The 18,027-nt window shown below is 66.3% G+C and carries 18 protein-coding genes and 3 pseudogenes; 9 read left to right on the top strand and 12 right to left on the bottom strand.

The genetic code is table 11. The annotated features are described in order from the left end of the window. Positions 1–13 precede the first annotated feature (13 nt). Positions 14–184 carry a hypothetical protein gene (locus ACQEVG_RS37705; protein WP_432992544.1) on the bottom strand — a complete coding sequence of 57 codons (171 nt, stop codon included), beginning with the start codon at positions 182–184 and terminating at the stop codon, positions 14–16. 18 nt (positions 185–202) lie between these two features. Here ACQEVG_RS37705 and ACQEVG_RS37710 point away from each other — a divergent pair, with 18 nt between their 5' ends. Continuing rightward, complete coding sequence (locus ACQEVG_RS37710) at positions 203–523, top strand: STAS domain-containing protein (protein ID WP_432992547.1); 321 nt, start codon at positions 203–205, stop codon at positions 521–523. A gap of 369 nt (positions 524–892) precedes the next feature. Here the strand turns inward: ACQEVG_RS37710 and ACQEVG_RS37715 are convergent, their stop codons facing one another. Together ACQEVG_RS37715 and ACQEVG_RS37720 are read right to left on the bottom strand one after the other, a co-directional pair. Beyond that, on the bottom strand, positions 893–1,870 hold the full coding sequence (locus tag ACQEVG_RS37715) for a transposase family protein (protein WP_432992550.1): 978 nt from the start codon (positions 1,868–1,870) through the stop codon (positions 893–895). A 79-nt stretch (positions 1,871–1,949) separates the two neighbouring features. Continuing rightward, positions 1,950–2,627, bottom strand: a complete 678-nt coding sequence (locus ACQEVG_RS37720; protein WP_432992553.1) for an alpha/beta fold hydrolase — start codon at positions 2,625–2,627, stop codon at positions 1,950–1,952. Between the two features lie 284 nt (positions 2,628–2,911). Between ACQEVG_RS37720 and ACQEVG_RS37725 the strand changes: the two genes are divergently transcribed. Next, positions 2,912–3,442: a hypothetical protein gene (locus tag ACQEVG_RS37725; RefSeq protein ID WP_432992556.1), complete on the top strand. Its 531-nt coding sequence runs from the start codon at positions 2,912–2,914 to the stop codon at positions 3,440–3,442. A gap of 475 nt (positions 3,443–3,917) precedes the next feature. Continuing rightward, a complete protein-coding gene (locus tag ACQEVG_RS37730) occupies positions 3,918–5,021 on the top strand; it encodes a hypothetical protein (protein WP_432992559.1) in 1,104 nt (367 codons plus the stop codon). A gap of 479 nt (positions 5,022–5,500) precedes the next feature. Here ACQEVG_RS37730 and ACQEVG_RS37735 read toward each other — a convergent pair whose 3' ends face one another. From ACQEVG_RS37735 to gvpJ, 4 genes and pseudogenes are all read right to left on the bottom strand, one after another. Beyond that, positions 5,501–5,932 (bottom strand): DUF3618 domain-containing protein, encoded by a 432-nt coding sequence (locus tag ACQEVG_RS37735; RefSeq protein ID WP_432992562.1) that lies wholly within the window; start codon positions 5,930–5,932, stop codon positions 5,501–5,503. Positions 5,933–6,008: 76 nt separating this feature from the next. Then, positions 6,009–6,086, bottom strand: a pseudogene (locus ACQEVG_RS37740) (phage holin family protein); the annotation flags it as partial. A gap of 204 nt (positions 6,087–6,290) precedes the next feature. Then, on the bottom strand, positions 6,291–7,040 hold the full coding sequence (locus tag ACQEVG_RS37745) for a GvpL/GvpF family gas vesicle protein (RefSeq protein WP_432992565.1): 750 nt from the start codon (positions 7,038–7,040) through the stop codon (positions 6,291–6,293). Continuing rightward, complete coding sequence (gene gvpJ / locus ACQEVG_RS37750; RefSeq protein WP_432993195.1) at positions 7,037–7,450, bottom strand: gas vesicle protein GvpJ; 414 nt, start codon at positions 7,448–7,450, stop codon at positions 7,037–7,039. Before gvpJ ends, ACQEVG_RS37745 begins: the two co-directional genes overlap by 4 nt. Positions 7,451–7,740: 290 nt before the next feature. Between gvpJ and ACQEVG_RS37755 the strand changes: the two genes are divergently transcribed. Next, the gene (locus ACQEVG_RS37755; protein WP_432992568.1) at positions 7,741–7,968 is read left to right on the top strand and encodes a hypothetical protein; all 228 of its coding nucleotides are present in this window, start codon (positions 7,741–7,743) and stop codon (positions 7,966–7,968) included. A gap of 97 nt (positions 7,969–8,065) precedes the next feature. Here ACQEVG_RS37755 and ACQEVG_RS37760 read toward each other — a convergent pair whose 3' ends face one another. Then, on the bottom strand, positions 8,066–8,482 hold the full coding sequence (locus ACQEVG_RS37760) for a CBS domain-containing protein (protein ID WP_432992571.1): 417 nt from the start codon (positions 8,480–8,482) through the stop codon (positions 8,066–8,068). A 595-nt stretch (positions 8,483–9,077) separates the two neighbouring features. Here ACQEVG_RS37760 and ACQEVG_RS37765 point away from each other — a divergent pair. From ACQEVG_RS37765 to ACQEVG_RS37775, 3 genes and pseudogenes are all read left to right on the top strand, one after another. Beyond that, positions 9,078–9,194, top strand: a pseudogene (locus ACQEVG_RS37765) (cold-shock protein); the annotation flags it as partial. 289 nt (positions 9,195–9,483) lie between these two features. After that, a pseudogene (locus tag ACQEVG_RS37770) lies at positions 9,484–10,558 on the top strand (IS630 family transposase). A 236-nt stretch (positions 10,559–10,794) separates the two neighbouring features. Continuing rightward, a complete protein-coding gene (locus ACQEVG_RS37775; RefSeq protein ID WP_432992574.1) occupies positions 10,795–11,964 on the top strand; it encodes an IS110 family transposase in 1,170 nt (389 codons plus the stop codon). A 296-nt stretch (positions 11,965–12,260) separates the two neighbouring features. On the opposite strand, the gene ACQEVG_RS37780 is transcribed toward ACQEVG_RS37775, so the two are convergent. From ACQEVG_RS37780 to ACQEVG_RS37790, 3 genes are all read right to left on the bottom strand, one after another. After that, positions 12,261–12,404, bottom strand: a complete 144-nt coding sequence (locus ACQEVG_RS37780) for a hypothetical protein (protein ID WP_432992577.1) — start codon at positions 12,402–12,404, stop codon at positions 12,261–12,263. Between the two features lie 263 nt (positions 12,405–12,667). Continuing rightward, positions 12,668–13,108, bottom strand: a complete 441-nt coding sequence (locus ACQEVG_RS37785; protein ID WP_432992580.1) for a hypothetical protein — start codon at positions 13,106–13,108, stop codon at positions 12,668–12,670. A 745-nt stretch (positions 13,109–13,853) separates the two neighbouring features. After that, a complete protein-coding gene (locus ACQEVG_RS37790) occupies positions 13,854–15,575 on the bottom strand; it encodes a trypsin-like serine peptidase (RefSeq protein WP_432992583.1) in 1,722 nt (573 codons plus the stop codon). Between the two features lie 422 nt (positions 15,576–15,997). Here ACQEVG_RS37790 and ACQEVG_RS37795 point away from each other — a divergent pair, with 422 nt between their 5' ends. Next, positions 15,998–16,621 (top strand): hypothetical protein, encoded by a 624-nt coding sequence (locus tag ACQEVG_RS37795; protein ID WP_432992586.1) that lies wholly within the window; start codon positions 15,998–16,000, stop codon positions 16,619–16,621. A gap of 506 nt (positions 16,622–17,127) precedes the next feature. On the opposite strand, the gene ACQEVG_RS37800 is transcribed toward ACQEVG_RS37795, so the two are convergent. Next, on the bottom strand, positions 17,128–17,613 hold the full coding sequence (locus ACQEVG_RS37800; RefSeq protein ID WP_432992589.1) for a hypothetical protein: 486 nt from the start codon (positions 17,611–17,613) through the stop codon (positions 17,128–17,130). Positions 17,614–17,759: 146 nt separating this feature from the next. Here ACQEVG_RS37800 and ACQEVG_RS37805 point away from each other — a divergent pair, with 146 nt between their 5' ends. Then, entirely contained in the window at positions 17,760–18,002 is a 243-nt protein-coding gene (locus ACQEVG_RS37805) for a hypothetical protein (protein ID WP_432992592.1), read from the top strand. Positions 18,003–18,027 lie beyond the last annotated feature (25 nt).

The raw sequence follows: 18,027 nt of genomic DNA on the forward strand, positions 1-18,027 counted from the left end.
CCTTGGAACCCCTTCACATCGCGCTCGCTGTGCTCGTCTGCACGGTGCTCTGCTGCGCTATCGCTTTCGTCATCGGCTTCAGCATGGGCACCGGCAAGCGGCAGGTCATGCCGTTCTGGGCTTCAGAGTCTGTTTCTGGAGGTTGTGTGCTGATTCGCCTGCGCTCTTTGACTGCTGGCTGCATGGCGGAGACGCTGATTCCATGGGCAGCAAGCTGGAGAAGAGGTCCGGCCAGCCGTTGCACGTGTCAAGCAGGACGGCTAACGGCCTGACGACGGTGCCGGTGACGGGCGAGGTGGATCATGCGACCTCGGCCCAGCTGGAGGGCGAGCTGGAGCTCGCTGTGACCAGCGGTGCTCAATGCATTGAGGTGGACTTCTGCCGGGTGTCCTTGTGCGACTGCTCTGGACTGAACGCCCTGCTCAGCGCCCGCTCCCATGCCCAGGAAGCAGGTGTCTGCTTCGGCGTGAGAGGGGACCGGTCGCGCCCGTGGTGGCGCGGCTGTTCCAGGTGGCGGAAGTAGAGCCGCCGCTGTTGACGCGGAGAGCTGCCTGAAGGTCGACTGCTGACTGAGCTGTGCGGGCAGCGGCTTCTTCGTCCAGCCCGGTTGGCCGCATCGGGTCAGGCGCGCAGCCCCACTGTAATAGGAGAAGGCGACGGCTCGTGTCGTCCCACCGGGGGAGTGTCGAGACCATAAGACGCCTACCACGAAGCCGCGATCGGAGTTGTCCACGCGATGCTGACAGCTCGATCGCCCAGATGGCGGCATCGCTCATCGGGCAGGGCGGAGTACGGATGAACCCGCTCATTGTCGCGTCCATCATCTCCACAGCTAACGACGTTGTCGGCTATTGATGTTGAGGCGTGATGACCTGAGAGTTGGGTGGGCGATTTAGCAGGTCATCGGGCTGACGGGCACGAGTTCGGTGCTCGGTTTGCGGCGGGTGGGCCGCTGGGAGGCTCGGTCGGAGACCAGGCCGGCGCCGGCCCGGTGCGTGGCCGGATAGTGCTCGCGGCGGCCGAGGAAGCGCTGCAGCGGGCGCCACTGCTTGTGCTCAGCGTTGGCGTGTTCGACGCAGATCCGCGCCGAGGGCTGGCGGTGCCGTCGCTCACGCCAGGCGTACCGGTCACCGAGCGGGGCGTCTTCCTTTGGCTTCTTCGGCGGCGCACTGACATGTTCGGGGAACTCGTTCGCCAGACCCCCGTAGCCCTCATCCACCTCGGCTCTCACGTCTGGGTGGAGGCGGAACTGCTCGGCGATGCCCTCGGTGCGCATCGCAGTCTGATCGTGCATTCTTCCGGGCCGGTCGGCCACGGACCACAGGGTGCGGCCCTGGCCATCGCTGATCGTGGTGGTCTTCATGGTGTTCTGCTTCTTCTTGCCGGAGCCGAACGCGCAGCGGCCCGGGCGGTGGGCCTTCGGGCGGCGGACCTGGGTCTCGGTCCCGTCGATCCGCGAGGTCACGCCCTCCGCATCGGCGTAGGCGAACACGTCGGCCAACGTGAGCAGGCGCAGTCCGGGCTGGTCGGGGACGGCGAAGCCGCGGTCGGCGCGCGGCGGGCGGATCTCACCGATGGCCTCGGTGACGGTGGAACGGCCGACCCCGTACAGCTCGGCGAGCGCGGCGTGCGGGAGCTGAGTGCGCAGGTGGACCAGCGCGACCAACATCCGGTCGGTGAACACCAGCTCGTGCTTGCGGCCCGTCCCGGCGGCACGGTGACGCTTCCCTCCCCGCCGCTGATGCAATGCTGATTCCCGCCGGGCCTGCCACGGCCCGGCCAACTCCTCGATCAAACCGCCGAGATGTGCACGCGAGACGCCTGTGAAGGCAGGATGGGACAAGGCCGCACGGGCCCACTTCTTGGTCACACTCGAAGAACCCGTGCGGTCGTCCACATGTCACGGCCTGTGACCGGGCTCATGGTTGGCGGGCAGGACGGAAGTTCTCCTACAGGAACGCCGAAACCGCCTCGGTGAACGCCTCCGGCGCTGCGTGGTGGATCAGGTGTCCAACCGGGATGGTGACCACTCGCCCGCCGGGGATGCGGCGGGCCAGCTCGGCGACGCCGTCCTGGGGAATATGGCTGTGTGAGCCGCCGGCGAGCACTAGGGTCTTGGCAGTGATCTGGCTGAGCCGCTCCAGCCACCTGGGGTCAGGCACATCGATCTGCCGCCTGACGGCCAGCACCATCTCCCAGTCGAAGGTCAGGGCGCCGTCCGGCCTGGTCGGGGTGGTCTGCTCCCGGGGACGCGGGATTGGAACGTCCTCCAGGATGAGCCGGCTCACCCGCTGCGGATGGTCCTCCGCGAGCAGGTAGGCCACGATCCCGCCCATGGAGTGCCCGATCAGATCCACTGGCCCAAGTCCCAGTGCGTCCAGGAAACGGAGCACATCGGCCTGCATGAGTTCGAGCGAGTAGTCCCCCGGCCAGTCGCTTCGGCCGTGACCGCGAAGATCGAGGGCATACGCCCGTCGACTCCTGGCGAGGGCGGGCACCACCGCCTCCCAGTCGGTGGCATCCTCGCCCAGCGCGTGCAACAGGACGAGCGGCGGAGCATCCGGCGGACCCGACATCTGATAGGCCAGCCGGACCCCGCCAACGTCGACCGAGCGTTGATCAACCATGTCCGGAGGATATGCGGACGTGTCCTGCCGGAGGATCGGCGTTCGCCAGCGGCCGAACCACCCTCCCCAGCCAGCATTTCGGGCCTCAGCCGCACGGTTCTGGCCCCGATCTTCAATAGCCGACAACGCCGTAAGACCGGCATCTTCCGGCAGCCGTATCTGGTCCGCCCAACGTCGACGACCGGTCGCTCGCGACGGCCCAGCGCAAGCTGGACGCGTCCGCGCAGACGCAACTGCATGAACTGCTGAGCTACACCGCGACGTCGGGCTCCGCCGCCGAGGCCATGGCAGGGCTGGGCGGCGACGTCGGAGGCAAGGCCGCGAGCGGTCCATGCTGCGGCGCGCAGGACGCCGACCTGCCAGACCGCGGTCGCGCCGGCCGTTGCTGCACCCAGGACGGCGGTGGTGGCGTAGCCGCCGACGGCGACCTTTCGCCTGCGGGCGGGGTCGTCGGCGAGGACGCCGCCACACCGGACACCCGGAGAGCGCCCAACAGTTCTGGTGGTAGCTCGCCGCCGGAGCACCGCGCGGCGGCGTCCTGCCTGCACCTGCACCACCTCGCGCTGGGAGAGATGTGGGAGGCCAAGCACTGGCGGCACCAGGTCACGAACTGCGTGATCGACGCCGAAACGCTGGACGAGAACTTCCTCACCATGCTGAAGGTGGTCGCGCGCTGCGTCCGCCACAACGGCTCCACGGCAAGTCCTCCCCCCGGAGGCCTCGAGATGGAAGTCGACCGGTTGGCGGAGGACGGCAATAACTCCTGCATCATCGTCCGCCGGCCCGACCGCCTCCACGACTTCACCCGCCGCTGACCACCCGTCACAAAGCAAAGGAGCCCCGGCTCCGACCTCGATTCCCGGTGACGCTGCTTGCAAAACCGCTTTTGACCGGCAGTCCGCCGCGAACGCCCGCCCTTCACCCTGCTGAATCCCGCCGAGCCGCCTCGAAAGGGGCCGATTCGCCGAGGGCGAGGGGGTCCTCGACATCGCCGAGGGTGAGAGGCAGCGTCCCGCTCAGGACGTAGATCCACCCCTCGCCGAGGTGGACCCTCACGCCCTCCGCAGCACTCGCCCTTCTTCACCCTCCGTCGGCCGGTCTCCCCGTCCCGGCCTGATCGGGGGAGTCCGGGCCCAAGGCGCCTGTCGCGCTCGACCGCCACGTAGCGGGGCGTTACAACGGGACCTCGGGCTAAAAACCGGCGAGGCACCCTCCGGCGCCGGGAATCGGGCTGCCCGCATGGCCCCCACCCGCGCGGCCTGCCCACCCTCCGACGACCGGATTGAGACCGTGACAGATTTCCTGCCTGACACTGCGGCGCACGCGGTGCGGATCGTGCTGGTCGCCGACCCCGGAGTGGCGTCGGAGATCGCCCAGGAACTGGCCGACAAGCTGCCGCAGCAGCTGAGGCGGCGGGTCCGCGCGGACGTCGACTGGCGGGTGACGGCGCGCACGGCACCCCTGGTCGCGGACGAGCAACTGGACGTCTCCTCCGCGGCCGACCTGGTACGCCCCCTCCTCCCCGAGAGCGACTGGGAGGTAGGAGTCTTCCTCACCGATCTGCCTCGACGAGCCGGCCTGCGCCCGGTCAGCGTCGAGGTGAGCCCGGAGGACCGCATCGCGCTGGTGTCCCTGTCGGCGCTTGGCTCCTGGCGGATGCGACAGCGCGCCCGGCACGTCGTCACGGATGTCATCGGCCTGCTCACCCGGGGACGTGCCGATCTCGCTCCGTCCCCGGAGGAAGCTGGCTGGCTTGAAGCTGCGGGCGCCGGCGAGGATGGCGTGCAACGCCTCATCGTGCCCGGCCTGCGCGGACATCTGAGTCTCGTCACCGGTATGGTGCGGGCCAACCGGCCCTGGCGGCTCTTCGCCACCCTCTCCCGCGCACTGGCCGGTGTCTTCGCCACCGCCGCCTTCGGCCTGATCAACAGCTCGACCTGGATCATCTCCTCGGGCCTGGACGTGGGGCGCCTGATCGGGGCCTCTGTTGCGTCCCTCCTCGCCCTCACGGCATGGATCATCATCGATCACGAGCTCTGGGAACGCCCTCACGGTTCCCTCTCCCGCTCCTTCTCCCGCCTCTACAACACAGTCACCTGCATGACGATCACCATCGGTGTGCTCTCCCTGTACGTGGTCCTGTTCCTCGCCCTCTTCGGCGTCTCCGAGCTCATCCTGACCCCGTCGGTCTTCGGCACGGTCATCGGGCAACACACAAGGGTCCACGACTACGCCGTGCTCGCCTGGTTCGTCAGCTCCATGGGCATGGTCGGGGGTGCGTTCGGATCCGGACTCGAAGACGACGGCGCCGTCCGCAACGCGGCCTACGGCGAGCGTCAGCGCCAGCGGTGGCAGAAGCTGCGAGAGGAGAAGAAGGTGCGGGAAGAGACGTAGAGCGCCCATAGGCCGAGCTGGAGATGTCCACGCTGGGCCGCCTGAGGGTCCATGCGCCCGGTGGCTCCGGGCCCGGCTTGGGAGGCGTCACGGCATGGCGAAAGTCGAAGCCGCAGTCGCGGCACTGCATGACCCCTCTGCGCACCTTGTTGCCACACACCGGGCAGTAGCGGCTGTGCGGCCCGGTGATGAGCCACATGACACCCAAGATGATGTCGCCGAGAGCCCACAGCAGAATGATCAGGCCGACGCCGATGCCGGTCCCGACCTGACCGGCTTGGCAGATGGTCAGCTCGTCGCCGACCAGGCCTTTGCAGCTCTCGCCTGTGGAAGCTGCAGTGATGGTCCAGATCAGCATGATCACGTTGAAGGCATCGGGCACGTCCTCCTCCTGGCCGGTGGCCTTCCACACCTGCTTGAACAGCGCACCTGCCAGCGGGCCGCTCACCGCGCCCAGGAGTCAGGCCGACCGGACGCTTTCATCCGCTCTTCCTCCTGCGGCAGAGGAAGACGACCGCGGCCAGGGCCGCCCCGGCGCCGATGAGCAGGCCCCGGCTGCTGCGCGCGGTCTCTATAACGTGATAGGCCTTCTCACGGGTCGGCTCCGAGGTCCTGTCCTGGAGTTTCTCGCCGAGGGCGTGGGCGGACTCGGTCAGCTGCTGCTTGGCATGGGCGGCCTTCTCGCGTACCGGCTCGGGTACCTTGTCCTGCACCGCATGCAGGGCGCGGCTGGCCTTGTCCTGCACCTGGCTCTTGACCGCGCCGGCCTTCTGCTGCGCCTGCGCCTTGACGTCGGCCTTGGCGGTCAGCGCATCGACCGTCTCGGTGAGTTTCTCGCGGGTTCCCTCCGCCCGTTTCCGTAGTTCCTCGGGGGCGGGGGTGGAGCCCTTGTCCTGGGACTTGTCGGTCATGTGCCCTCTCCTTGATCTCGGTCACATCGCCCTTGACGCCCAGGATGGCTTGTTCGGGGGTGGGCGGGGTGGCCCGGCTGACCTGCTTCTTGCCGACAGCAGCGAGGACGCCGGCCACGGCAAGCAGGACGACGGTCACGGTCAGGGCCGCCACCCACAGGGGCCAGATGAGATCCAGGCGCCACGATCGCGGTGGCGAGCCCGCCGCCGATTCTGAACCGATCGGGCGGCAGCGGTGCCGCCTAGGCGAAGCCAGCCGCCCGCGAGGGCACGGTCAGCGCCGCCCGGCGGTGGGACGGGCCTCGAGCTTCACGACGCTCGTCATGGCGTCGGCGTACTGGCCTCGGGGGGTGTTCTCTCACCCCGCATTGGGGTGCTGAGGCTGTGCCAGTGGTTCTACGAAGCTGTAGGGCGGTAGTGGGCCATTGACCCGGATCTCCATGTGGGGCTGTTCCTGGCGCACTTTGTCGACGGCGGCCAGCCATGCCTCGGCGTTGCTGCGGTCCACCAGGAACGACAGGTTGGCGAGCCACCCGGTGCTTTGTGGCCCCACACTGACCGCCGCGGCGGCTGGTTGTAGTTCCTGCCGCAGGAGGGTCGCATCCGTTTGCTCCTGCTCCTGGACCGCTGCGGCGACCATTTCACCCAGTTGCACCTTCTGCTCCTGGGTACCGCCGCCCGACTTGCGGTTTTCCTCGGCCAGTGCCTGGATGCCCTCGTTCTGCTCCATCACCAGGCGCAGCACGGCCTCTTCGCGGTGGCTGGCTTTGATGTTGTACTCGGCGGTGTCTTCCAGATCACGCAGCTGCTCCAGGTAGGTGTCGGTACGCTCGGCCAAAACGGCTTTGACCGCCTGGTCGGTGGGTGCGAGGTTGCCGAACCGCATCGGTAGCACCACCCCGCCGCTGCTGGCCTCGGCGAGTACCTTCTGGTGTGCTAGCAGGTCACGTCGCTTGGGGCGCAGATCCTCGGGTGCGTCGCTGACGATGGCGGCCAGGTTGCCCTCGCGCAGGATGCGCACCGGCTGTGGCGGGTCGCCGATGCCGGGGTTGTTCTCGGGCAGCGAGGGGTGCGAGCCGTGGACGATGCCGTACACGTACGTGCTCATCGCTCCTCCTCGTGCTGGGTCCGGCGCCGGGGAGCCTTCTCGCGTTCCCGGCCATGGTCTCGTGCCTGCTGGAAGGCATCGGAGACGGCCTCCGCGGCGCCGGACAAGGCTCCCTTGGCCTTGGCGCCTTTCTCGGATCCGGTGAGCTGGCCGTCGACCACCTCCGGCAGCCCGGCCGGCTTGCGTGGCCCCGCTTCCAGGTCTAGACGGTTGCATGCCTCGGCGAAGCGCAGATAGGTATCCACACTCGCCACCACCACTCGCACATCGATCTTCAAGATTTCGATCCCGACCAGGGACACGCGCACGAACGCGTCAATCACGAGACCTCGGTCGAGCACCAGCTCCAGGACGTCGTACAGGCTGCTGGAGCCTCCTCCACCCCCGCCTTGCGCCGACACCACACTCATCTTGACCAGCTCCTCCACCGTCACAGGGAAATCCGCGTCCAGCCCGCAACCACATCTGTGCGAGACCCAGCCGCGGTACGCCGGACGTGATCGAGTAACCCGCACCAATGGGATCAAACACGGTTTTCTCGGTGACGGCCCGTGGAACCGTGAGGGGCGGGTGGCGAAGGGAGTTGACATGACCTGCGCGTTCCAGTGGGCAAGTCGGACCGTTTTCACAAGGACCGACGGCCCGCCGGTCCGGAAGCCCGGGAGCGCGGCGCCGAGGGCCGCGGGGTCCTTGCTCGTGCGTGTCTTCCGCGAACCTGCCGCGGCGCCGTCGTTGGTCTACCCTCGGCAAGCGCGTACAGCTGCCCGCCGGCGTTATCGAGCGCATCGACACGGCCGCAGAAACGGTCTACGTCAACCGGACCAAAGACCAGATCAAAGACGCTCCCGAATTCGAGGAGGCCAGGTACGCCGGCGAGCCCACCTACCTGGAGCAGTTCGGCCGCTACTACGGCCAGCCGCACATGTAGCAGGAATGAACCCCGGTGCAAGGGAGCCCATCCGCACGATGGAGTCCCGAGCACCGCGTCACTACCGGGGCGCCCCCCTGTCGCGCACACGGGACGATCAGTCGGTGGACAACGCCTGGAGCAGATCACCGACCTTCGGGTCCGGCAGGGCGCGGGCGACGTCGGCCTGGGCGACCATGCCGACCAGAGTGTGCCCGTCGATGACGGGCAGACGCCGGACCTTGTGCTCACTCATGGTGCGCAGGATCTCCTCGGCATCATCGTCGGCGCCGATGGTGACGGCCTCGCCCTGGGCGAGGTCACCGGCCTTCACCGCGGCCGGGTCCTTGCCCGCGCCCAGGACCTTCACCACAATGTCGCGGTCGGTGAGCATGCCCTTGAGCCTCTCGTCCGTGCCGCAGATCGGCAGCGCACCTACCCCCAGCTCGGTCATCTTCTTCGCGGCCTCAAGCACCGTCTCCTGGGCGCCAATGCACTCGGCGCCCGCCGTCATGATCTCGCGCGCGGTCGTCATCCGGCAGCACTCCTTCTTCCTCACCTACAGGTGCGGGCCACACCGCTGAAGCGGACAAGCCCCGGGCACCCCATGGGTGCCCCGCACCAACGCCCCCTAACGGCGCCACCTGGTCGTCCACCCGGTCGCGCTCACTCGATGGGCCGATACCTGACCGAGAACTTGGCCGCCCGTCTTCATGAGGTTCCTGAAAACGGCCAGAGGCCCTCTTCGCCTCAGTTCGTGGGTGCCTCAACCCGAGTGGGGAAGCTGGGGAGCGAAGAGCGTGCTCGGGCCCACTGCGCCCCGAGTTGCCGCAGGACCGCCGAGCTGGATCCGGGTCGGTTCGTCGAGCAGGGCGAGCCGGTCCGCGTTGGGGTTGTGGGCGAGGTCGGCCTCCTTGATGAAGCGGGCGCCCAGCGTGGCCAGGATCGCTCAGGTACTCAGTCCAGCGATGCGGCTCAGGCATGATCCACGAGTCGACTGCTACCGCTATCCGCTGCACCAACGACCCTCGCTCAGGCCCCAGACCCAGGCAGCGCGCAGCGCGACACGCCACCTGGCCGTAGCTGTACGAGAACAGGGCCTAAGGAAGAGATCACATCGGGCTCATAGGATGCAGGGACCGAATGGAAGTCTCTCTGGAGGGCACATGGCTACCGGGATCGTGAAGTGGTTCAACTCAGAAAAGGGCTTCGGCTTCATCGAGCAAGACGGCTGTGATGGAGGTGCTCACTGCGGGGCACGAACAAGGAGCCATCGACCACATCTGTCCTGTCGGAATCGAATCTGAGACAGGTGTGAGCCCGAGACCTGGGCATCCTCGGATCGATTGAGACGCTGGGGCTGCGTTCGTCTCATTGGAGTCGGGGCAGCACTGGGCACGGTCGCGGATGCGTCTATCAGCCGGACTCTTCCTGCAGCGCATGCTCGAGGAAGGCCCGTACAGTGTCCCGTAGTTGCTGAGGTTTGCGGGTTGTCGTCGGGTAGTGACGGTCATGTCCCTGCGGTATGCCGTTGGTATGCGTTATCCGGAGGGTGGGGGCCTGACCGCTGAGCGTCGGGCCTTTCGGGAGAAGATCCGGCTGCCGACCGGGGCCCGGTTCGCGCCGGGTGAGAAGACCGCGGTGATCGCGAAGGACCTGCGGGTGAGTGTGCGCTCGGTGGAACGCTGGCGCCGGGCCTGGCGTGAGGGCGGGATGGAAGCCTTGCGCTCGGCAGGTCCGGCGAACTCCCCGACCGTCACCGGTGCCCAGTTCGCCGTGCTTGAGGAGGAACTGGGCAAGGGCCCGGCCGCGCACGGCTTCGAGGACGAGCGGTGGACCCTGGCCCCCGGGTCCAGATCGTGATCCGCCGCCGGTTCCGGCTGACTCTGTCGATGGCAACGGTGTGGCGTCTGCTGAAACGGCACGGCTGGTCCTGGCAGACACCCGCCCGCCGGGCACTGGAGCGTGATGGGCACGCCGTCGAGTTGTGGAAGAAGGAGGTGTGGCCGCGGGTAAAAGCCTCGCGGCGGCGTGTGGGGCGTGGATCGTCTTCGAGGACGAAGCCGGCTTCTCCATGACGCCGCCCCGCGCCCGCACCTGGGGCCGGCGCGGACACAACCCCGTCATCCGGGTTCGCGGAAGATCCCGCCGCAGGACCTCGGTCGCCGCGCTGTGCTGCTACAAACCCGGCCAGAACAGCCGCCTGATCCACCGGCCTCGCAGCCACCTGATATTGAAGGGCGCCCGGAAGAGCTTCTCCTGGAAGGACTACCGGGACCTGCTGGTACGAGCCCACATCCAGCTCGGCGGCCCGATCGTGGTGGTCTGGGACAACCTCAACACCCACCTGGCAGCAGGACTAAAACGGTACGAAGCCGAGCACGACTGGCTCACCACCGTCCGCCTCCCGCCGTACGCACCCGACCTCAACCCCGTCGAAGGGGTCTGGTCACTCCTGCGGAGAACGATGGCCAACACCGCGTTCAAATCGCCTGACGACCTCGACCGCACACTCCGCCGAGAGTTACGCAGAATCCAGAACAGGCCCCACCTCGTCGACGGCTGCCTCACCGCTACCAGACTGCCCCTGAGTACACCGACACCAGCCTGAAAACCTCCATACGTTGTTGGTGGGTTGATTCCGGTCACTCGTAGGATCGGGAGGCCCAGGGGCACCGGGTGTGGCTGTCAACCTCATGCCGCAGGAGTGGCTTCTACTGATTGGCCGCCCGGTGCCCCGCGACGACTCGGCCACTGATTGGGATGCGCGCGGCAAGATCGCTTGGTAAGGACACGCTGGCGAGGTCGTCTGCTGGGACTCGAACAGGAACGACTCCGGAGGTGGTCGTGCCCGAACTATGGGCCGGTACGGATGCGGGCAAGGCTGAGCATCACTGCGTGGTGATCGACGCGGAGGGCAAGCGCAGGCTGTCGCGGCGGGTGGCCAACGACGAGACCGCGTTGCTGGAACTGATTGCGGATGTCCTCGCTCTGAGCGAAGGAGAGCCGGTGACCTGGGCGATCGACCTCAATGCCGGCGGGGCCGCACTGATGATCGCCCTTCTGACCGACAACGGGCAGCAGGTCCTCTACATCCCCGGCCGCACCGTCCACCACGCCTCCGGCTCCTACCGGGGTGACGGGAAGAGCGACGCGAAGGACGCTTTCATCATCGCGGACCAAGCCCGCATGCGCCGCGACCTCCAAGCGATGCACCATGGCGACGATATCGCCGTCGACCTGCGCATCCTCACCTCTCGCCGCCTGGACCTGGCCGCGGACCGCACGAGGGCGATCAACCGGATGCGGGCCCAGATGCTGGGGTACTTCCCGGCTCTGGAGCGGGCCTTCGACTACAGCACTTCGAAGGCGTCCTTGCTCCTGCTGACCGGCTACCAGACGCCGGCCGCCCTGCGTCGGATCGGCAGGAACCGCCTGGCCGTCTGGTTGAAGAACCGCAAGGTCCGCAACTACAGGCTCGTCGCGGCCACCGCCGTCGAAGCCGCCGAGGCCCAGCACACCGCCGTTCCCGGAGAGAAGCTGGCCGCGGCCGTCGTGGCCAGGCTGGCGAGGGAGGTGATGGCCCTCGATGAGGAGATCGCCGAGACCGACGCCCTGATCGAGGGCCGGTTTCGCGACCACGGCCCTGTCCTGGCCGCCGAGTTCATAGCCCATACCGGCGGCGACATGAGCGTCTTCGGCACCGCCGATCGCCTTGCCGGTGTCGCCGGCCTGGCGCCCGTTCCGAAGGACTCGGGACGGATCAGAGGCAATATGCGGCGACCTCGTCGCTACTGCCGTCGCCTGATGCGGGTTTTCTACATGTCCGCCCAGGTCGCCGCCCGATGCTGCCCAGTCTCCAAGGCGTTCTACGAACGCAAGAGGGCCGAGAAGAAGACCCATAAGCAAGCCGTCATCGCCCTCGCGCGACGCCGCCTGAACGTCCTGTGGGCACTCCTACGCGACGGTCGCCCCTTCGAGAGCGGCCCGCCACTTCGCGCTGCCAGCCTTGGCTGAGGTGGCTACAGCCAGTCACAAGTCAGGCGTTGACAACCACATTGGGAATCAGTAGGCGGCCGGCGCGACCTGTGTCAGGAGTGTGCGCGGCTCATGCCGCCAGCCTTGGGACGCCACTGACAATCAACGGTCCGGAATTCGCGGATAGCTCCAAAACGGGAACTCGTGTTCGCGCGAGGGTCTTCTCTGCGGCATCCGGGCAGGTCGAGCAGGCAGCGCCAGCGGCGCCCCATGCCGACCGTGGTGGCGGTATCCCGGGCAGGCCGCCACGCCGGCCGGCTGGGCATGCGCTTCGCTCACGCGGTGTCGCCCTGTGCCTCGCGGCGCAGCGTGTCTTCGACGAAGGCGCGGACGATGTCCTGCGCGCGGGCAGCGGGCACGGTCTGCTCCCATCTCACGTCGGGCTGGGGCCAGTGGCTGCACGAGAGACTGATGGACACGGATCCGTCCGGTTCGGTACGGGCAGCCCTGGTGCGGTTGCGCGGCGCAGCCCTCGTGCGGGTCGGGCACGTCCCTTAGCGTCCTTGCCCGCCAGTCGTTCCGGCAGGCTGCTTCACGGCCTTCTCGTATGCTCCCCCGCTGGCCGGCACCGGCCGCGTTCGTTGACTTCATGGCACGGCAACCTGCGGCGATCCTCTCGGCGGCTGCGCCAGCGTGCCCGGTACCTGTCTTGCCTCACTGGGATGAGGGGGGTGGTCGGGGATCAGTTGGCGGCTGTTTGGTAGAGGCCTCGGCCGGCGCGCTGGGCCCGTGATGTGGCGACGAGGCGGTCGAGTGTGCTGCGGATGGTGTTGATGCCGTTGAGTGTGTCGTCGCGGCCCAGGGCTTCGGCGATATCACGGGCCCGGACTGCCTTGCCGCCGGACTTTGAGAGAACGGCTACGACCTGCTCGGTCAGGCCTCCGCTCTCTGCAGGGGCCACAGCGCGCGCGGTGGTCTTCGCAGCGTTTGTCTTTGCGGGCTTCGCCTTCTTGGGTGCTTTCGCGGGCTTCGCGGATGTCGCCTTCTTCGCGGGACGCCTGCTCTGCTTGTGTGCTGCGGGCTTCTTCGCCGGCGCCTTGCGAGGGGCGGCTGACGCGCGGGTGCCGGAACGTCCCGGCGCGGGGGGAGTGCCGTCGGATGTGTTGTTCTCCTGAGCGGTCACCGGGGGTGCGGGAGACCGAGGCGAGTTCTTTCTCGAGCATCTGCTGGTGTTCTTCCAGGCGGGGAAGTTCCTCTTCCAGCAACGCTGTTGTGGCGGTGATGCTCGCCGGCGTATTCGCTGTTGTGGCCATGGAGATTGCCTTCGATCCCGGTCACCGCCGCTGTCTCGTGTCAGTGACTCATGTGGTGCAGGGTACGGCCAGTAGTTGGGAATGAACATCCAGCACCCGGAAGAGACCCCAAGCACACAGTGGTGTCGACAGCGAATCGTTGGGTGGATCACCCGGGCCGGCCCGGGTGCCCGCAGGCGCCCCGCCTAGCGTTTTGCGAGGTGGGGCGCCTCGGCATGCTGGGTTGTCAGCCGTGGGTGTAGAAGTCGACGTCCCTCACAACGCCTGCGGTGCCGTTTCCTGAACACACTGCGCTTGAGGTTTTGCCCCATCCTTTGCTGGTAACTGACTGTCGTGGACCGTGGATGGTGAAGGTGCGTCCGCCGCTATTGCGGCAGAGAACCTCGGCGTGCTGACCTACGGGCTGGGAGGAGTGGCTCTTGGGCCCACAACGGGTGTTGCCCGTACTGCCGCCGTTCGATATCCACTTGTTGCAGACAGGATTGATGAGGACCGTGCCTGGGGGAATTGCCTGTGATGGTCCGGCCGGGGCGACGAGCGCGGTGAGCGCTAATCCCGCAACCGCCGCGGCGCGTACTGCTGACTTCATGAGGTCTCCCAGGTGAGTTGCTGGTGTCAGGGGGCTACGAGTCGGTTCTCGCGGCCGACGCCGTTTTCGTTGCCGTCGGCGTACAGGCTCAGCTCGCCGTCGGTCCAGCGGACGATCGTGTCGTCTGGCCAGGGGTTGTCGGTGTGGTCGCCGCCGGTGACGATGACGGCGTGGGTCCAGGTGTCGTTCGGGGCCTGCCATTTGTGTTCGGTCCCCGGTCCGCTTCCGGTGAAGTCTCCGTAGCAGGTGACTTCACCGTCGGACCAGCGCACCACGAGGTCCCAGACGTTGCCGTGGGTATAGTCGCCGGAGCCCAGTTCGACTGCGTGCGTCCACCGGTCGTTTTTGGCGCGGACTGTGATCTCTTTGCCGAGTTTGTCGCCGGTGTTCTGGTACACCGTCAGTTCTCCGTTGGACCAGCGCACTACCAGGTCGTCCTGCCACTCGTTGCCGCCGAACCGTCCTGCGGTGAGCGCAGCGGCGTTCTTGGCCCAGGTGGGGTTGGGGGCGACGAGCTGCTTCTCGCCGTGGAAGCCCTTCTCGTCCACGGAGGGGTAGAGGGTCACTTCGCCGTCGGACCAGCGGACTATGAGGTCGGAGCCGTTGTCGCCGGTGAAGTCTCCTGCGACGATCTGCTTGGCGTGGTCGGCCCAGAACTTGTCGGGTTTCTGGACCCTGAACTCTTTGTCGAAGTAGTTCAGATTCTGGCCGGCTCCGCGGTAGAGCGAGAGTTCACCGTCTGACCACATGACGAACATGTCCATCCGGTCGTCTTCTATAGGCCCGCTGAGGGTGAAGTAGCCGGACTGGATGTCTTTGGCGTGCTTCCAGGTGGATGCCTCGGGCAGCACGACCGGTGCCGGTATCCGGCCGGCGACCGCCGCGTCGAAGATGCGCTTCACCTCGTCCCCGAAATAGGAGGAGTACGAGGTGTCCGGGCTGCTGCCGCCTGTCTTCCAGCCGCCGGTCACACCCACCAGCCGCGGAGCCTCGCTACCCGCGGTGATGAAGGGCCCCCCGGAGGTACCGCCGATATAGCCGTCACAGTTGATCTCGGTGAAGGTGCCGCCCTTCCAGTCGCCCTCGTTGCCCGTGCTGAACTTCTTCATGGGCGTGACGCAGTCCAGCGGGTTCTGCTTCGACTCGAAGCCGGGGTAGCCGATGACCCGTGTTTTGGGGTGGTCGAACCCGAGGTTGATGCCGAGCGGGATGGAGCCGACAACGTCCTGGACCAGCTTTCCGTCCGAGCGTGCGCCTGTCTTGAGGATGGCGAAGTCCAGATCTGTGTGTGCCTTGAAGCCGCCCTTCTTCATGTAGCGGGGGTCCGCATAGATCTCCCCCTTTTGAATGGGGAAGACGCCATACGGCTTGGGGTTCGTCTTGCTGTGCTTAGGAACGAACACCAGCGCATGCCGCTGATCGCTGTCGTCGAAGCAGTGCGCCGCCGTGGCCACCAGGTTCTTGCCCGGCGACGTGATGACAGTGCCACCGCAGAAGCGGTAGTAGAGCTCGCCGTTCTCGTCCGTCTCAGCCCAGTAGAAGGTGCCGACTTCCTTGATGCCTTCGAACGGATGCGAAGGCGAACGCTTCGCTCGTGCCGGCACACCAGATGGCACCAGAGCCTCGCGTGCGTGCTGCTCCTCAACTGGTACGGCCTGGGCCATCCGCTCGGCGGACCAGTAGGTGTCCAGCCCGGCTTCGGCGTCAGAAGCCGGAGGACCGATGGGCGAGGTGGGCGCGGGCGGCACCGTCGGATCGACGGACCTGACCGACGGAGGAACAGATGCCGTTGGAGCTGTAGGCGTGCTAGGAGTGAGATTCGGTCGTCCGGTAGTCAGTCCGGGCGACGGGGCCGCCGAGCTCGGCTCGGCGGTTGCCGAAGCAGTCGGGACGGTTTCGCCATGGGCTGGCACCACCCCCACGATCGCTACCACACCGCCGGTTGCTAATGCGAGCAGGGTACGTCTGATTCTCATAGAACTTGCTTCCCCCACGATGAGATTCAGCGGATCTACAGCCTCCTGGGCAAGATCCGCTGTGGTCTACAGGACCGTAGCTGGGCCATTCCTCGCCAGGCCAGCGATTTCAGGCCGATGTTCCACAGGCAATGAACCAACGGACCGCCGATGCGCTCTCCTCGAAGAGGGGAGTCCATCGAAGGGGGAGAACCATGAATGCGGTCATCCGGAATATGTCAATCCTGGCCGTGGGGGCGCTTGTTCTGACTGGCTGTGGGGCCGATGATTCGTCGAAAAACCCTCCCTCGCCGCGCGCTAGCGAACCCGCCCATGCAACGGCGTATCGGGCCGGTTATGTGACGGGAAAATCTGTGTATGACTCAGGAGGTAAGGGCACCGCGGTGCGCGAGACCGTATGGGGTGGCTGCACACGACGAGCCCTGGACGCCGGCGCTTCTGCTGAAAGCGACCGGGGCGCCTGGGTGCAGGGCTGCCTCGACGGTGTCGCCGCCAGGCCGCAGCATCTCCCGACCGCGACAGTGACCAAGCGCGAGGAGAATGCCGAACTACTCAAGAGCTTCCGCACATGGGCCAGTCGTAACGGCGCACAGGATGAGGCCAAACACACGAGCAGACTCGTGACGGTTCAACTCACGGAAAACGACTTTGACATCGAACTGTCCACCGACTACAACGGAAAATCGCAACAGCAACCAGAATTGCTCGCGCAGCATTTCGTCAAGTGGTGGGACAGTGATAGCGGCGGCGACGGAACCGCCAGAAACATCTTGATCCTTGAAGCTGCCGGAAAGAGGATCGTCGCCAAACGTATCTGAGGAATAAGCCTTTGTGCGCAACCTTAGACAGACCCTTTACTTTGAAATAGCGCATCGGTTCATGAAATGTAAGGCTGGTAGTGGTTTCGGGATGGCAGGACATCTCGGTCAAACAAAGGAATGATTCGAAGATGCTTAAGCGACTCTTCATTGCCCCCGCGTTATCTTTCGCGATAACCGGCATACCCGTTGCGCCAGCGGATGCGAGCGGCGAAGTGACACGTTTTGCAGTCGACTACGGGAACAGCTATATCACCGGGTCCCTTACCTGGCACAACCAGGATGTCATATACAAGGGTACGATGAAAATCCCCTCCGGTGTGAGCAGGTGCCGCTTCGTTCGCTTCGATCCAGTTGCCTCGGATGGTGATCCCGCGGGTAGGGATAGTTACACGCAGAGGTTCTGCGGCGAGGGAAACTTTGCTTACGAGGGGAAGATAGAAGTCTCGTTTGCCGGTGGTCCTGCCCGAGTGCGTGTCTTATTCTTTCAGAATAGAGCAAGCTCGTCAGCGCACACGGACAACCTCCTGGGGGAGAATACCTGCCGCCGCACCGGCTGTACCAGCGACCCGAGTTGACATGCATCCTCGTCGAGTCGGCCGTTCTGTATGTGGCGGCCGTCTCGTGCCACCCACCCGCCCGCAGCTCCCTTGAATGCTCTCTCCGCGGCTGGCCGGCGGCCTGTTGTTGACCGCGTCGTCGTACAGCTTCTTGGCGTCGCCGTCGAGGTAGGAGCTGTAGGAGATGTCGTCGACGTTACCGCCGGTGTGCCAGCCGCCGATCACGCCGATGATTCCCCACCCTGCCCTCTTCCTGACGAGGAAGGGGCCGCCGGAGGCGCCCCCGGAGTAGGTCTTGCACTCGATGCGCAGGAAGCTTGCTCTGTTTGTCGGCGGGCAAGGGGTGGCGGACGCGGAGCAAGTGCCGCTGCCGAACAAGGGATATGCCTCAGGCACCGGCCCGGCAGAGCCAGGCCAGAATGTCGTGATCACCGTCAAAGAAGAGCCAAGAAATCCGCATCCGACGGGGGTGGAAATGCCCAGTTCCGCTCTGGACAAAGGAAACGCCCTGGGGGACCCGGCCGTGCCTGGGTCGGTTCGGGACACATTCTCCCGAACACCAACCAGGGACGTACAAGGTGAAGTTCACCCTGACCTACCAGGGTGCCCGGTGCGTGAACGAGGCAGACCGGGACAGCGTCTGCGACTACGACCCCACGGTTCTCTGGAGCGAGGTCAAGGTAGAGGCCGCTGGTGAACGGCAGGCCGACGGCTGGAGATTGTGGCAACGAGCCGCACTCGGCGTCGCGGCCGCGACACTGGCTGCGTTGAGTGTCATCGGTGTTCGCCGACGGGTCGCACGGTTTTCTCGTTCCTCCTGAGCCGACAACGATAAGCGCACGCCTG

It is taken from the genome of Streptomyces sp. CA-135486 (genome assembly GCF_050936555.1).
GTDB lineage: Bacteria > Actinomycetota > Actinomycetes > Streptomycetales > Streptomycetaceae > Streptomyces.

Bases quoted from the DNA above. Each gene is read 5' to 3' on its own strand.
- ACQEVG_RS37725 (WP_432992556.1), top strand. From the start codon at position 2,912: ATGGCAGGGCTGGGCGGCGACGTCGGAGGCAAGGCCGCGAGCGGTCCA.
- ACQEVG_RS37705 (WP_432992544.1), bottom strand. From the start codon at position 184: ATGCAGCCAGCAGTCAAAGAGCGCAGGCGAATCAGCACACAACCTCCA.
- ACQEVG_RS37745 (WP_432992565.1), bottom strand. From the start codon at position 7,040: ATGAGCACGTACGTGTACGGCATCGTCCACGGCTCGCACCCCTCGCTG.
- ACQEVG_RS37760 (WP_432992571.1), bottom strand. From the start codon at position 8,482: ATGACGACCGCGCGCGAGATCATGACGGCGGGCGCCGAGTGCATTGGC.
- ACQEVG_RS37710 (WP_432992547.1), top strand. From the start codon at position 203: ATGGGCAGCAAGCTGGAGAAGAGGTCCGGCCAGCCGTTGCACGTGTCA.
- gvpJ (WP_432993195.1), bottom strand. From the start codon at position 7,450: ATGAGTGTGGTGTCGGCGCAAGGCGGGGGTGGAGGAGGCTCCAGCAGC.
- ACQEVG_RS37720 (WP_432992553.1), bottom strand. From the start codon at position 2,627: ATGGTTGATCAACGCTCGGTCGACGTTGGCGGGGTCCGGCTGGCCTAT.
- ACQEVG_RS37735 (WP_432992562.1), bottom strand. From the start codon at position 5,932: ATGACCGACAAGTCCCAGGACAAGGGCTCCACCCCCGCCCCCGAGGAA.
- ACQEVG_RS37795 (WP_432992586.1), top strand. From the start codon at position 15,998: ATGAATGCGGTCATCCGGAATATGTCAATCCTGGCCGTGGGGGCGCTT.